This window comes from uncultured Marivita sp. (genome assembly GCF_947488135.1).
Classification (GTDB): Bacteria; Pseudomonadota; Alphaproteobacteria; order Rhodobacterales; family Rhodobacteraceae; genus Marivita.
In genome coordinates, this window is the sequence record NZ_CANKYW010000004.1 from 270,730 (window position 1) to 284,908 (window position 14,179).

Consider the following 14,179-nt stretch of genomic DNA (forward strand, 5'->3'; position numbering starts at 1 on the left):
TCCGCCTCTTTGCCCGGCGGTCCGTGCCACCGGTGGTTTCTTGCCTTTGCCTCAACCGGTCATGGCGCTTTTGTCAGCGCATTTCCTCAACCGGTGTGACGCCCAAGATACCAAGGCCTGCGGAAATAACAACAGAGACGGATCGTGCGAGGGCGATTTTCGCCTGTGACGCGTCGGTGTTGCCTTCCTGCAAAAAGCGCAGTTCCGGCACATCGTTGCCCTTGTTGTAAAGCGCGTGCAGATCCGATGCGAGCTCGTAAAGGTAGAACGCCACCCGGTGCGGTTCATTTGTGCGCGCGGCGATTTCCACGAGACGCGGCCATTCGGCGAGTTTGCGCGCCACGGCCAATTCGCTTTCGTGGGTCATGCCCGACAGGTCCAAATGCGCCAAGGTGGCATCCTCTACGTCGATCCCGGCCTCACGCGCCTTGCGCAAGACGGAATGCACGCGGGCATTGGCATATTGCACGTAGAAGACCGGGTTGTCCTTGGACTGCTCCAAAACCTTGTCGAAATCGAAATCCAGCGGCGCGTCGTTCTTGCGGGTGAGCATGACAAAGCGGGTCACGTCCGGGCCGACCTGATCGACCACGTCGCGCAGGGTGACAAAGGTCCCTGCCCGCTTGGACATCTTGAACGGCTCACCGTTCTTGAACAGTTTGACCAGCTGCGTGAGTTTGATGTCCAGCGGCGTCTTTCCGTCCGACAGCGCGCTGACGGCGGCTTTCATCCGTTTGACATAACCGCCGTGATCGGCGCCGAACACGTCGATCAAAAGGTCATACCCCCGCTGCACCTTGTCGTAGTGATAGGCGATGTCGGGCGCGAAATACGTCCACGACCCGTCCGATTTCTTGATCGGACGGTCCACGTCGTCGCCGTAGGCGGTGGATTTGAACAGGGTTTGTTCGCGCGGCTCCCAATCCTCGGGCGTCTTGCCTTTGGGCGGCTCCAGCGTGCCGCGATAGATCAGGCCCTTGTCTTCCAGATCCTTGATCGCGGCTTCGATCAGGCCGGTGCTGTAAAGCGATTTTTCGCTGAAAAACCGGTCCATTTCGACGCCGAGCAGGCCAAGATCGGCGCGGATCAGCATCATCATCGCGTCGGTGGCGAAGTTGCGGACCTCTTCCAGCCAAACCTCTTCCGGCGCGTCGAGATATTTGTCGCCGACCTTGTCCTTGAGCGCCTCACCGACCTCGATCAGATAGTCGCCAGGATAGCTGCCCTCGGGCCAGTCGACGCTCAGGTCATGCGCTTCCTGATACCGAAGATAGACCGACCGGGCGAGCACATCGACCTGCGCACCGCCATCGTTGATGTAGTATTCCCGTGTGACGTCATAGCCCGCATAAGCCAGCAGCGAGGCCAACGCATCGCCGAAGACCGCGCCACGGGTGTGTCCGACATGCAGCGGGCCGGTGGGGTTGGCCGAGACATATTCGACATTGACCTTTTTGCCCTGCCCCATGGTCGATTTGCCGTAGGCCGTTCCGTCAGAGAGGATCGCCTTGGGCAACGCCTGCCAGACCGACGCGGCAAGCCGCAGGTTCAGAAAGCCCGGCCCGGCCACCTCGGCGCTGGAGACACGCGGATCACCGGCCAGTTTCCCGGCCAGAGCATCGGCGATGTCGCGCGGCTTTTGCCCGGCTGGTTTGGCCAGCACCATCGCGGCATTGGTGGCCATGTCGCCGTGCAGCGGATCACGCGGCGGCTCGACCGTTACGTTGGCGAAATCAAGACCGTCCGGCAGCGCCCCATCGGCCACCATCGCGGTCAGGCTGTCGATCACAAGCGCCCGGATATCGGAAAAGAGGTTCATGTCACACGTCCTTTGTTCGGGACGTCCTCTACCACCTTGGCGCGCGGCGTCAAATGTTAGGCTTGTCCTTCTGCCTTGGCGCGATGTTCTTTCATCGGCAGCATTGCGATCAGCCGGGTTCCGCGGGTTTCTTTCGGCGTGTCTTCGGGCCCGAGAATGCGCAACGTGCCGCGCGGACCGATATCGGCGATCGGGATGCCTTCGGGATGTGTGTCGTACCAATCCTGGAGCGTGAATTCCTCGGACAACGTGGTCGAACGGAACTCCCACCCGTCCCACATCCGGCGCTGAACCTCCCAATAGGTCTCCCCTGCCCCGAGTGACCGGCCCCCCAGTTTCGGCGGCAGCGCGTATCGGGCGCTGTCAGAGGTCTCCCGCTTGAGCTGGTAAACATTTTCCCGGCCAAATTCCGGCGCGAGATCGGTGGCGACCAGCGTGTTGTAGGCATCGTTGTCCGTCGCCGCGATCACGGTTTCGTAGGCCATGAGGTCGAGCCGGTGCTCCGCGCCTTCGGACAGGATGTCGCCTGTATAGATCTGTAACCCGGCGTCGCGGGCGTCGCGCAGGTGGCTGCGGTTCGGGTCGGAAATCATCACCGGCATGTCGAGCTTTTTCAGCACCTTGCCGAATTCGACGGTCCAGCGATTGCCGCCGACCAAGAGCACACCCGGCGTGGTGGAGGCGATCAGCCCCAAAAGCCGCGCCATCGGTTTGAGGGTGAATCCATGCAGCAGCACCGTGCCCGCCACCAGCGCGAAGGCCAGCGTAGAGATCTGCGCCGCATCCTCAATCCCGGCTTGGACAAGCCGGTCGCCGAAAAGACCCGCCACGGCAACAAGCACCACGCCGCGCGGCCCGGTGAAGGCGACAAGCAGACGTTCGGCCCAGGGCACGTTTGAGAAGGCGAGCGAGACCAACACCGTCACCGGACGCGCGATCAGGATCACGGCGGCGACTGTGGCCAGGGTTTGCCAGTTCATACTCAGCAGGGTTTCCCGCGTCATGTTGGCCGCCAGCAGAATGAACACGCCCGACACCAGAAGGATGGTCGCATGTTCCTTGAATCGGTGCATCTCGGCGTGGCTGGGCAGGTGGGAATTTGCGATCCACACGCCCATGATCGTGACCGCCAGCAGGCCGCTTTCGTGCAGCAGGGCGTCGGAGGCCGCGAAGGCTGCGAGCACGCTGACGAAGAGCACCGGCACCTTCATATATTCGGGCACCCCGCCGCTCGAGAAGGACCGCGCGATCCCCCAACCGGCAGCGATGCCGACAATGGTGGCCACGACGATGCCAATGGCGAGCGTCCAGATCGCTTTTTCGACGGTGACGGCTGTCTGGAACACCAGCACGACTTCGAACGCCAGTACCGCCGCAAGCGCGCCGGCCGGGTCGTTGACGATGGCTTCCCATTGCAAGAGCGCCGCCGGGCGTCGCTTCAGACGGGCCTGACGCAACAAGGGTGCGATCACCGTCGGACCAGTGACGATCATGATGCCGCCGAAAACCGAAGCTGTCGCCCAGCTCAGCCCGCCGACATAATGCAGCACGGATGCCGACAGAAGCCAGCCAACCGGGCCACCGATAATGACCAGGCGTTTGACGCCCACCGCCGCATCCGAAAGGGATTTGAAGTCGAGCGTCAGACCCCCTTCGAACAGGATGATCGCGACGGCGATGGCAATGATCGGCTGTAAGAGATCCCCCATCGCGACCGATGGGTCGAGAATCCCGAAGACCGGTCCGACCAGAAGGCCGGCGACGAGCATCAGGACGATAGCTGGCAAGTTGAGACGCCAAGCGAGCCATTGAGCCCCTACCCCCAAAGCACCGACGAGGGCGAAAGCTGTGACCGGGTTCATGCCGGCGTCTGCGGGTGTTGCCACTTTGAATTCCTTTTATGATCGAGCTGAGATGACTTCGGAACCTGTCAGGCGCGCATGCTCCTGAAGGGCGAACCGGTCGGTCATCCCGGCAATGTAATCCGAAACGATGCGTGCAAGTTCCGTCTCGGAGCGAATTTCTGCAACATCCTTGCGCCATTGCTTGGGCAGAAGCGACGGATCCGACATGAACAGCGGGAACAGTTCGTTGATGACTTTGGTCACTTGCGCCCGCATCTCGACCACGTCCGGTGCGCGGTACATGCGATGGAAGAGGAAGGTCCGGATCACCTTCAGATCAGACCAGAGACCGGGGGAAAACTGAACCACCATGCGACCAGCCGCGCGAATATCGGCGGGCGTCTGGGGGTCGATCTCCTTGAGATTGGCGCGGGTGACGGTGATGACGTCACTGACCAAGATGCCGAAAAAGCGGCGCAGCGCCTCGTGACGGCGGCGGTAGTAGTTCAGGTCTGGATAAATCCGATCCACCTCCGAAAAACAATCGCTTACGATGGGAAGCTCAGCCAGTTCGTCGGTCGAAAACAGCTCGGCACGGAGCCCATCATGCAGGTCGTGATGGTTATAGGCCACATCGTCCGAGAGCGCCGCGACCTGCGCCTCTGCACTTGCGTGGGTGTGAAGTTCGAGATCATGACGCGCATTGTAGGCGGCGAGCGCGTGCGGGATCGGCGCGCCGACTGGTCCGTTGTGTTTTGCAATGCCTTCAAGAGTTTCCCAGGTGAGGTTCAACCCGTCGAAATCCGCGTAATGGCGCTCCAGTGACGTGACGATGCGGATGGCCTGCGCGTTGTGATCGAAGCCGCCATAGGGCTGCATCAGCGCGTTCAGGGCGTCCTCACCGGTATGACCGAACGGCGTGTGGCCCAGATCATGCGCCAATGCCACGGCTTCGGTGAGTTCCAGATCAAGGCCAAGCACCTTGGCGATGGTACGCGCAACCTGCCCCACTTCGATCGAATGGGTGAGCCGCGTGCGGAAGTAATCGCCTTCATGTTCGATGAAGACCTGGGTCTTGTGTTTCAGCCGCCGAAAGGCGGAGGCGTGGATGATCCGATCACGATCGCGTTGAAAACACGACCGAAAGGCGCTTTCCTCTTCCGGGTAAAGCCTGCCTCGCGATTTTTCGGGGTCGCACGCATATCGCGCCGTCATCGCAGCACCGCCTGTTCTTGTTCCCTGTCCCGTCCACCCTTATATTCAGACCAGCGAACAAGTTAAAGCAAACCCGAGGATGACATGCAGCTTCCACCGAAAGTGACGGAACGCGCGTTCGAGCGGTTGTCGGAGATTGGCGCCAGCGCCGAGGGCAAGGCCCTGCGTGTCGCTGTCGAAGGCGGCGGGTGTTCGGGGTTCCAGTACGAGATCAAACTCGACGAGCCGTCCGACGATGATCTTGTGCTCGAAGGTCAGGGCGAACGGGTTGTGGTCGACGCGGTGTCGCTGCCGTTTCTGGCGAATGCGGTGATCGACTTCTCCGAAGAACTGATCGGCGCGCGGTTCGTGATCGAGAACCCGAATGCCACATCCTCCTGCGGATGCGGCACCAGTTTTTCGATGTAATCCGAGACGTTATGCCCGGGCATACCGGGCAACGATTTCAGTGCAGAACCCCCGGTGCGTCGGCGCGTGCGAAGCCGTGGAAGAACTCCTCGAAATGCTGTGACGACGTTTCGGCCTGCGTCAGAACAGACATCGCTTCTGGGGACAGGGCGTCTTCCATGTGAAGGCGCATGCTGATCCAGTCACCGCTGCGGGCCTCGTCGAGATTGAACATCGCTTCCGACATCTCGCGCATCGGCGTTGCCCGGTCGCTGCTGTGGTCAAAGCGCATCCGGTCATAGACGAAGCCTTTGACGAAAGCCGCATCGCCGGTGATGGCCTGATGCCAATTGCAGACCAGAAATTCGTGGTAGTCGTCCTGCACGTTGACGGCCGGCCCATCCGTGACGCTGAACAAGGCGGTTTCCCGCTTGAGCCAATCGGACCAGAGTGCGGGCGGCGTGTCACCGGCATAGTGCATGGCGATGCAGATTTCCGACAGAAGGTCGGCGTTCTGTTCGATATAGGCCAGCAAACCAGCGAAATGCAGGCTCCGCTTTGCCGCGTCGTCCAGTTCCGGATCGCGGCGGCCGTATTCACTGAGGTAGAAAACAAGGTGGGTCAGTTCATACGCGGCCTTCTTGTTCGGCAGCGCAAAGGTGTCTGACCGGGCCATGAAGCTGCGCGCACGGGCGTCGAGTGCGGCAAGATCGCCTGACACCGGGACACCCCGTCGCGCAAAGAGCCGCGTGGCCTCCATGCGTTGCAAATCGGAAAGCTCTGCTTGCGGAAGGTCTTGATCGTTCGCCCAACGGACCAGCTTTTCGCCTTGGTCGCCCGGCATACCGAGGTCTTCGAGATCCAGAACGATGGACAGGAAGAAGCGGTAGTATTGCGGGAAAAAACGCATCCGTTTTTCAACGGTGGCGTAGAACGCGGAATAGGTCTCCAGCGCCGCATCGCCGGGGCGGGTGCCGGTGCACTCCAGGACGTTGAGAATCTCGGCATTTTCCTTGAGCCAGAAAACGTCGTCGCCAAAGCGGCGGTGTTCGGAAAAGCAGCTCAGAAGCGCGCCAAGACGCGCTTCCTGAGGGTTGATCCGGGACGGGGGGGTAAGTTGAATGACGTTTGTCACGGTACATGCCTCCTTGAAGGTCGGAGGACGGGTCGCCCCGTCCCGGGTCATTGGTCCGATCAGAGACCGGAGGTGAACGCCTGGACTGCGTCGCCGTCGCGGGAGTCGGTGCTGGTCGCGACAAGACCCGAGGTGAAGAGCGCGGTCGCGTCACCGTCGGAGGTCTTGGTGCCCTCGGCGGAGAGGCCCGAGGTGTAGAGACCCGTTGCGTCACCCGCAGTAGTGTCCGTTCCCCGTGCGCTCAGGCCGGATGTGAAAAGCTCCACGTTGTCGCCGGTGCTGGCGTGAGTGCCCTGTGCGGACAGGCCGGATGTGTAGAGACCGGTCGCGTCGCCCGCTGTGGTGTCGGTGCCTTGGGCGCTCAGGCCGGATGTGAACATCTCGACGGCATCGCCAGTGCTGGCTTGTGTCGTCTGCGCTGCAAGGCCGGACGTGAAGAGACCTGTTGCGTCCCCTGCGCTGGCCTGGGACCGCTGTGCGGACAGACCCGAGGTGAACAGACCTGTGGCGTCGCCGGCAGAGGCGCTTGTGGACCGGGCTGACAGGCCGGACGTGAAAAGACCCGTCGCATCGCCGAGCAACGCGTCGGTCGAGCAGTCTGCCGCCAGACCGGACGTGAAGAGCGCCGTTGCATCACCGCCGTGAATATCGGCGTGCTGGTCCATATGCTGCTGATTTTCTGTGAGGTTTTCGGTAATCTGGAATTTACGAACTGCGGTCATGTTGGCCTCCTGTGGCTTGGTTGATGCCTCAACGCTGGCACGCTTAAATTGAATTTGAGAAGAAGAATTATCGTTTAACGTGTTATCTGCCGCGTTATCCACATGAAGACACACCCATAGGTTGATACGGCTGCGCAACTCCTCGAGTTATTAACAGAAAGCATTTTTCTGGGGATAACTCTTGGCGGCCTCGCTTCTGGCTTTGCCGTTGGCTGCCCCACCTGCCCTTGCGTCAGGTTTATCGCCCGGAATCCGGCTTTTCGATTCGTCGCAAACCGGCTTGTACGGTCGCGCCCTTCTTGGGATAGAGGTGCCACACCCGGAGGACGCACATGAAAATCGCCACGTTCAACATCAACGGAATCAAGGCCCGCCTGCCCGCCCTGACAGATTGGCTGACCGAAAGCGCGCCTGACGTGGCGGTGTTGCAGGAAATCAAATCGGTCGATGAGACTTTTCCTCGCGAGGCGCTGGAAGACCTTGGCTACACGGTCGAGACCCACGGGCAAAAAGGCTTCAACGGTGTGGCGATCCTGTCCAAGTTGCCGCTAGAAGATGTCACGCGTGGGTTGCCCGGCGATGACGAGGACGAACAGGCGCGCTGGATCGAGGCTTCGGTGATCGGTGACACCGAGGCGGTCCGTATCTGCGGTCTGTACCTGCCCAATGGCAACCCGGCGCCGGGGCCGAAATATGACTACAAGCTTGACTGGATGAAACGTCTTGAGGCGCGCGCACGCGATTTGCTGGCGGCCGAGATGCCCGCGCTGATGGCGGGCGATTACAATATCATTCCGCAGACCGAAGATGCCGCCAAGCCGGAACAATGGACCGACGACGCTCTTTTCCGTCCCGAGTCGCGCGCGGCCTTTCGCCGGGTCCTCAATCTCGGGTTCACCGAGGCATTCCGGGCCTGCACCCAAGGCGGCGGGCATTATTCCTTCTGGGATTACCAGGCCGGCGCCTGGGAGAGGAACAACGGGATCCGCATCGATCACTTCCTCCTCACGCCCGCCTGCGCCGATCTGTTGACGGAATGCTGGATCGAAAGCGAACTGCGCGGGCGGGACAAACCGTCGGATCATGTTCCGGTCTGGGTGTCCCTGACCGCGTAAGCACCAGCACCGCCTTGCGGAATGCCGACCCCCGGCATACATCTTTTCCAACGTCCACAACCGGAGTGCAGCACCATGGCCATGCAAGCGCAGGAAATCGAAGAGTTGATCCGCGCGGAGTTTCCGAATGCCAAGATCACCATCACCGATCTTGCGGGAGACGGGAACCATTATGCAGCCGAGGTGATCGACGAAAGCTTCAAGGGCAAGAACCGCGTCCAGCAGCAGCGCGCCGTCTATGCCGCGCTCAAGGGCAAGATGGACGGCTCACAAGGCGAGCTGCACGCGCTGGCGCTGACAACGAAAGCGCCCGAGTGATGCCTACGCGGCTCTGGAATATCGCGATGATCCTGTTGATCGGGCCGCTGGCCTATTTCGTGTGGCGGACGCCACAGCCGGACCAGGCTGGCAATGGCTCGTACCAGGGCCGGACATGATCGCTTTTCTTTCAAACACCTGGCCGATGTTTGCCGCCATCGGCCTTGTCACACTGATAACTGTCGGCGCAACGATGCCGTATATCCGCAAGGATCGGAAACGCCGCGAAGAGATGGAGCAAGACAATGACTGACGCAAAACAGAAAATCGACGAAACGGTGAAAGCCAATGACGTGGTGCTCTATATGAAGGGCACAAAGTCCATGCCGCAATGCGGGTTCTCGAGCAAGGTCGCTGGCGTATTGAACTATATGGGCGTGGACTACGCGGACGTGAACGTGCTGGCCGATGAGACGATCCGCCAGGGGATCAAGGAATACTCCGACTGGCCGACCATTCCGCAGCTTTACGTGAAGGGTGAATTCGTCGGCGGGTGCGACATCATCACCGAGATGACCCTGTCGGGAGAGTTGGACCAGCTGTTCGACGAAAACGGCGTGAGCTACGACAAGGACGCGGCGGAGAAGATCCGCGAGGCCAACGCGTAACATCGCCTTCTCGACCTAAATAAAAACGGCGCCTCTTGGGGCGCCGTTTTGCGTTCGGATTCGGGTTCGGGTGCCCTACCCCGCCTTTTCCTCGACGTCGCGGGCAAGCGCCTCGGCACGGGCCGCGATCTCCTGAAGCGACTCCGTCACATCCGTGGGCACGACAGGCACCTCGATCCGTTCGGGTTGCGGCGGCGGGGCCTCCTTGAGCGCGCGCAACTCGGACAGGTATCCGGCGGCGCGGTCTTCGGTTTCGCGCAGTTTGTCTTCAAGCCCGGCTGTCTTGTCGGCCAGCATCAACCCCGCCATCAAAAGCATCCGCGCCTCGGGAATGCGGCCCACTTGTTGGGCCAGAACCTGTGCTTCGGTGTCCAGCATCCGCGCCGCGGAGTGGAGGTATTGTTCTTCGCCTTCCTGGCACGCGACATCAAAGGTGCGACCGCCGATTGTGATTTCGACTTCGGGCATCAGTTCGCCTCCTCGGGTTGCGCAGCCGTTTCCAGCAGCGGGGCCAGCGACGCGATGATCGCCTGGGTCTCGGCAGCCTCGACGGCGCGTGCGGCGCGCAGGCCTTCGAGTTCCGCAAGCATCGCCTTGTTGATCAGGTGCGGCTCTCCGACATTCTCCTGCAAGGCCGCACGCAGTTCTGCGTTGGTGGCGCGAAGCATCTCGTTGGATTTCCGCAAGCGTTGCATTTCGAGATCGAGCGCGGCCACATCGACGGTCGGCGCTGCCGGGGCCGATGCCGCCGCCTGCGCGGCCTCCAGTTCCTGTCGGTGGGTCTCATGCAGCTTGCGGACCCGCTCTTCCAATTGCGCATTGGCAAGCTTTTCCTCCTCAAGCGCCTCTTTGACCCGGGCGAGTTCTTCCGGGTCGACCTCTGGCTGGGATGCCGGAGCCGGGGCCGCCGACGCGGCGCGCTCCTCGATCCGGGCGACGCCCTGGGCCACCCGGTCCAATGCCGCCGTGATGCGATGTTGTAACTCGTCAATTTGGGTCATTTGCCTGATCCCCGTTTGTTGTACGCCCGACCTCGAACACAGATCACCAAAGGCATTTTTCCGTGCTCCCGAAACGAATCGCTCCGTCCTCTTAATGTGAAAGTTTAACAATCCGCGTCTGAAAATGCGCCCCCTTATCTACATCCGGCAGAGGCGTGCCGCTTGAACTCTGCCGTGACACTGGTATGAGCGCCCTCAAAGACCCCTTTGCCCCCATGACAAGGACGAGACGGCCCGTGGATATCGAGACCCTCAAAGCCCAGAACCCCGACCATTGGAACAAGGCGGCGGCGATCCGCGCGTTGACGCTGGATGCCGTGGCGGCTGCGAATTCCGGCCATTCAGGCATGCCCATCGGCATGGCGGATGTGGCCACCGTGCTTTACGAAAAACATCTCAAATTCGACGCCGCGCATCCAGATTGGCACGACCGCGACCGGTTCATCCTGTCAGCCGGTCACGGGTCGATGCTCCTTTATTCGCTGCTCTACCTTGTCGGCGATCCCGAAATCACGCTGGAAGAGATCAAGAACTTCCGCCAGTGGGGCGCAAAGACGGCGGGCCACCCCGAGAACTTCCTGGCTCAGGCGATTGAAACCACCACCGGTCCGCTGGGCCAGGGCATCGCCAATTCGGTCGGTTTCGCCATGGCGGAAGAAGCGCTGCGGGCTCGGTTCGGCAAGAAGCTGGTCGATCATCACACCTACGTCATCGCCGGGGACGGCTGTCTGATGGAAGGCGTCAGCCACGAGGCCATCGGCATCGCCGGGCGTCAGGAACTGTCGCGGCTGATCGTCTTCTGGGACAACAACAACATCACCATCGACGGCGCCGTTGAGTTGTCGGACCGTACTGACCAGATCGGTCGCTTCACCGCTGCGGGCTGGCATGTGCAGGAAATCGACGGGCACAATCCCGAAGAGATCGACGCCGCCATCACCGCCGCCAAGAAGGACAAGCGCCCGTCGATGATCGCGTGCAAGACGCATATCGCTCTGGGCCACGCGGCGCAGGACACCTCGAAAGGCCACGGCGCGCTGACAAATGCCGATCAGAATGCCGAGGCAAAGGCCGTCTGGGGCTGGACCACCGGCCCGTTCGAAGTGCCGTCCGAGATCAAATCCGCCTGGGAAGAGATCGGCCGTCGCGGCGCGTCTGAGCGTGAAGCGTGGGAGGCCCGCCTGTCTGAAATGTCGGCGTCCCGCCAGATCGAATTCGCCCGCACAATGGCCGGCGACGCGCCGAAGAAGCTGTCCTCGACCATCAAGGCCCTGAAAAAGCAAATCAGCGAAACCGCGCCCAAGGTTGCGACGCGGAAAAGCTCGGAAATGGTGCTCGAAGTGGTCAACCCGATCCTGCCGGAAACCATCGGCGGATCGGCGGACCTGACCGGATCGAACAACACCAAGACCGGCGATCTCGGCGTGTTCGACGTGGACAACCGCAAGGGCCGTTACGTCTACTGGGGCATCCGCGAACACGGCATGGCGTCGGCGATGAATGGCATGGCGCTGCATGGCGGCATCCGGCCCTATGGCGGCACGTTCATGTGCTTCACCGACTATGCCCGCCCCGCGATGCGCCTGTCGGCCCTGATGAAAGTGCCGACGGTCTACGTCATGACGCACGACTCCATCGGTCTGGGCGAAGACGGCCCGACGCACCAACCGGTCGAGCATCTCGCGATCAGCCGTGCCACGCCGAACACGCTGGTGTTCCGCCCTGCCGACACGGTGGAAACCGCCGAAGCCTGGGAGATCGCGTTCACCCAGACCAAGACGCCGTCGGTGCTGTCTCTGACACGTCAGAACCTGTCGACGGTGCGGACCGAGCACAAGAACAAGAACATGGTTGCGCAAGGGGCCTATGTTCTGGCCGATGCCGAAGGCAAACGTCAGGCGATCCTGATGGCGACCGGCTCGGAAGTCGAGATCGCAATGGCCGCGCGTGAGATGCTGCACAAGGACGGGATCGGCACGCGCGTCGTGTCCATGCCGTGCTGGGAGCTATTCGAAGAGCAGGACGAGAAGTACCGCAGGCGCGTTTTACCGGGTGGCCCGGTGCGTGTCGCGGTCGAAGCCGGTATCCGCTTCGGGTGGGATCGGTGGCTCTTTGGTGAACGCGGCAAGCGCGAGAAGTCGGGTTTTGTCGGGATGCACGGTTTCGGGGCCTCTGCTCCTGCGGAAACGCTTTACGAGCAGTTCGGCATCACTGCCGACGCCGTGGCCCAGAAAGTGCGCGATCTGGTCGAAGGCCGCTGGCAGGCCGATCCGCGGACCTGAGGGTTTCGGCGGCCCGGTGCCAACGCCGGGCCGTCGGTTAGCGATGCATTGATGCATCGCATGAACGCGTTGACGCGTTCAGCTGCGCGACACCTACAGACAGTTCCCGACGCCTCGCTGCGATAACGCAGCGATGAAACGCGTTAACGCGTTTCGATAGCACGATCCGATTGACTCATATACGAGGTCGCGCGTCCGATACGCCCCCCGGCCATGCACGCTGTGACAACTTCGGCGGATCGCGCTGCACCACAAGCCGCACGGGATCGCGGTTGCAGAACACCACCAACTGATCGCCGTTTTCGACCAGGGTGAAGCCACGCCTTTGCACCTCGTGCAGAAAGGCGTCGCGTCCGGCGTAGCGTTCGACATCGCGGGCCGCGCGATGGATCACACCACCCCGACCCACTGCCTTGGCGGAGAACACGTTGCGGATCCAGTTTTCGGATTCGAGATATGAGGGCATCGTCATGCCCCCGGCATAGCGCGAAGAGGGTTAAAGCCCGCTTAACGCGTTTACACCCCCTTGGGCATTACCGCTGTCCAGACCGGCCCCACGACTTTCACGCCGATGGGGATCAGGATGAGACCCCAGATGAAACCCAGAACGAAGTCGATCGCAGCCGTGATCGCCCATTCCAGAAAGCCTTGCCCGGCCCCGTAGGCCACCGCGACATCATGGATGGCGTCCTCGGGCCAATGCCATCCCATCTGCGCCACGGAATGCACGATGATCGACCCCCCGACCCAGAGCATCGCGGCCGTGCCGACAATCGTCAGCGTCTTGAGCAACCAAGGCATGAACTTGACGATCCCGCGCCCCAATGCCCGCGTGACGCCCAGTTTCCCCACCTGGCTGAGCCACAGACCCACGTCATCCATCTTCACGATCACTGCAACGGCGCCGTAGACCGCCACCGTCACCATGACCCCGACCAGGGCCAGCGTCGCCCCTTGCATCCAGATATTGCCCGCTTCGATCACCGACAGCGCGATGGTCATGATCTCGGCCGACAGGATGAAGTCGGTCTTGATGGCGCCCTTGACCTTTTCCTCCTCGAGATGGAGCGGGTCTTCGATGTCATGGCTGCCGTCAGGACCACCTGAATGGTCGTCATGCGGCATCAGCATATGGGCGATTTTTTCAGCGCCTTCGAAACACAGATAGCTGCCGCCGAGGATCAGCAAGGGCGGGATCAGCCAGGGCGCGAAACTCGACATAAGAAGCGCGGCTGGCAACAGAAAGACCAGCTTATTAATCAACGACCCGCGCGCGATCCGCCAGATGATCGGCAGTTCGCGTGCCGGCTCGAACCCGTGCAGATATTTCGGCGTCACCGCCGCGTCATCGATGAGAACGCCCGCCGTCTTGGAGCCGGCCTTGGCTGCGGCCGCGCCGATATCGTCCACCGAGGCCGCCGCCACCTTGGCGATACCTGCCACATCGTCGAGAAGGGCCAACAATCCGCTCATACCTGCGCTCCGATCTTTGCTCTGCCCAAGACATAGCCTCCGGAAACGTGGGCCGCCAGCAGAAGACAACTCGGGAGTCTCGGCGCGCGGAGGAAGGACGATTCCTTATGAGGCGATGGGATGTTACCGCAAACCCACCAAGATCGTTAGCGCCAACATCCAGATTTTGCGCTAACATGCTGTGAAATCGTGGCTTTTCCACTTTGCGGGTGCAGCATACATCGGTATACCACGCGCAATCGGACTGCGTAGGAGACACG

The 14,179-nt window shown here is 61.4% G+C and carries 15 protein-coding genes; 6 read left to right on the forward strand and 9 right to left on the reverse strand.

The genetic code is table 11. The annotated features are described in order from the left end of the window. Positions 1 to 73: 73 nt before the first annotated feature. The 3 genes from argS to Q1B16_RS13910 are packed head-to-tail and all read right to left on the reverse strand — an operon-like array spanning position 74 to position 4,878. Complete coding sequence (gene argS, locus Q1B16_RS13900; RefSeq protein WP_299789722.1) at positions 74 to 1,819, reverse strand: arginine--tRNA ligase; 1,746 nt, start codon at positions 1,817 to 1,819, stop codon at positions 74 to 76. Between the two features lie 56 nt (positions 1,820 to 1,875). Then, positions 1,876 to 3,681, reverse strand: coding sequence for a sodium:proton antiporter (locus tag Q1B16_RS13905; RefSeq protein WP_299789915.1), 1,806 nt, complete (start codon positions 3,679 to 3,681; stop codon positions 1,876 to 1,878). 36 nt (positions 3,682 to 3,717) lie between these two features. Next, positions 3,718 to 4,878 (reverse strand): deoxyguanosinetriphosphate triphosphohydrolase, encoded by a 1,161-nt coding sequence (locus Q1B16_RS13910; RefSeq protein ID WP_299789724.1) that lies wholly within the window; start codon positions 4,876 to 4,878, stop codon positions 3,718 to 3,720. An 84-nt stretch (positions 4,879 to 4,962) separates the two neighbouring features. Between Q1B16_RS13910 and Q1B16_RS13915 the strand changes: the two genes are divergently transcribed. Beyond that, complete coding sequence (locus tag Q1B16_RS13915) at positions 4,963 to 5,286, forward strand: iron-sulfur cluster assembly accessory protein (protein WP_299789726.1); 324 nt, start codon at positions 4,963 to 4,965, stop codon at positions 5,284 to 5,286. Between the two features lie 37 nt (positions 5,287 to 5,323). Here the strand turns inward: Q1B16_RS13915 and Q1B16_RS13920 are convergent, their stop codons facing one another. Together Q1B16_RS13920 and Q1B16_RS13925 are read right to left on the reverse strand one after the other, a co-directional pair. Continuing rightward, the gene (locus Q1B16_RS13920; protein ID WP_299789728.1) at positions 5,324 to 6,400 is read right to left on the reverse strand and encodes a hypothetical protein; all 1,077 of its coding nucleotides are present in this window, start codon (positions 6,398 to 6,400) and stop codon (positions 5,324 to 5,326) included. A 59-nt stretch (positions 6,401 to 6,459) separates the two neighbouring features. Further along, positions 6,460 to 7,122: a DUF6749 domain-containing protein gene (locus Q1B16_RS13925; protein ID WP_299789730.1), complete on the reverse strand. Its 663-nt coding sequence runs from the start codon at positions 7,120 to 7,122 to the stop codon at positions 6,460 to 6,462. 332 nt (positions 7,123 to 7,454) lie between these two features. Between Q1B16_RS13925 and xth the strand changes: the two genes are divergently transcribed. The 4 genes from xth (at position 7,455) to grxD (ending at position 9,163) form a co-directional block, all read left to right on the forward strand. After that, on the forward strand, positions 7,455 to 8,237 hold the full coding sequence (xth, locus tag Q1B16_RS13930; protein ID WP_299789731.1) for an exodeoxyribonuclease III: 783 nt from the start codon (positions 7,455 to 7,457) through the stop codon (positions 8,235 to 8,237). Positions 8,238 to 8,312: 75 nt separating this feature from the next. Beyond that, positions 8,313 to 8,555 carry a BolA family transcriptional regulator gene (locus Q1B16_RS13935; protein WP_299789733.1) on the forward strand — a complete coding sequence of 81 codons (243 nt, stop codon included), beginning with the start codon at positions 8,313 to 8,315 and terminating at the stop codon, positions 8,553 to 8,555. 115 nt (positions 8,556 to 8,670) lie between these two features. After that, on the forward strand, positions 8,671 to 8,808 hold the full coding sequence (locus Q1B16_RS13940) for a hypothetical protein (protein ID WP_299789735.1): 138 nt from the start codon (positions 8,671 to 8,673) through the stop codon (positions 8,806 to 8,808). Beyond that, positions 8,801 to 9,163 carry a Grx4 family monothiol glutaredoxin gene (grxD, locus tag Q1B16_RS13945; RefSeq protein WP_299789738.1) on the forward strand — a complete coding sequence of 121 codons (363 nt, stop codon included), beginning with the start codon at positions 8,801 to 8,803 and terminating at the stop codon, positions 9,161 to 9,163. Before Q1B16_RS13940 ends, grxD begins: the two co-directional genes overlap by 8 nt. A 75-nt stretch (positions 9,164 to 9,238) precedes the next feature. Here the strand turns inward: grxD and Q1B16_RS13950 are convergent, their stop codons facing one another. Next, positions 9,239 to 9,631, reverse strand: a complete 393-nt coding sequence (locus Q1B16_RS13950; RefSeq protein ID WP_299789741.1) for a cell division protein ZapA — start codon at positions 9,629 to 9,631, stop codon at positions 9,239 to 9,241. After that, positions 9,631 to 10,164, reverse strand: a complete 534-nt coding sequence (locus Q1B16_RS13955; RefSeq protein ID WP_299789744.1) for a hypothetical protein — start codon at positions 10,162 to 10,164, stop codon at positions 9,631 to 9,633. The genes Q1B16_RS13950 and Q1B16_RS13955 overlap by 1 nt, the downstream gene beginning before the upstream one ends. A 236-nt stretch (positions 10,165 to 10,400) precedes the next feature. Here Q1B16_RS13955 and tkt point away from each other — a divergent pair, with 236 nt between their 5' ends. After that, entirely contained in the window at positions 10,401 to 12,446 is a 2,046-nt protein-coding gene (gene tkt, locus Q1B16_RS13960; protein ID WP_299789747.1) for a transketolase, read from the forward strand. A 175-nt stretch (positions 12,447 to 12,621) separates the two neighbouring features. Here tkt and Q1B16_RS13965 read toward each other — a convergent pair whose 3' ends face one another. Both Q1B16_RS13965 and Q1B16_RS13970 read right to left on the reverse strand, forming a co-directional pair. Next, the gene (locus tag Q1B16_RS13965; RefSeq protein ID WP_299789750.1) at positions 12,622 to 12,918 is read right to left on the reverse strand and encodes an aspartate aminotransferase; all 297 of its coding nucleotides are present in this window, start codon (positions 12,916 to 12,918) and stop codon (positions 12,622 to 12,624) included. Between the two features lie 44 nt (positions 12,919 to 12,962). After that, positions 12,963 to 13,919 carry a DUF808 domain-containing protein gene (locus tag Q1B16_RS13970; protein ID WP_299789753.1) on the reverse strand — a complete coding sequence of 319 codons (957 nt, stop codon included), beginning with the start codon at positions 13,917 to 13,919 and terminating at the stop codon, positions 12,963 to 12,965. Between the last annotated feature and the right edge of the window lie 260 nt (positions 13,920 to 14,179).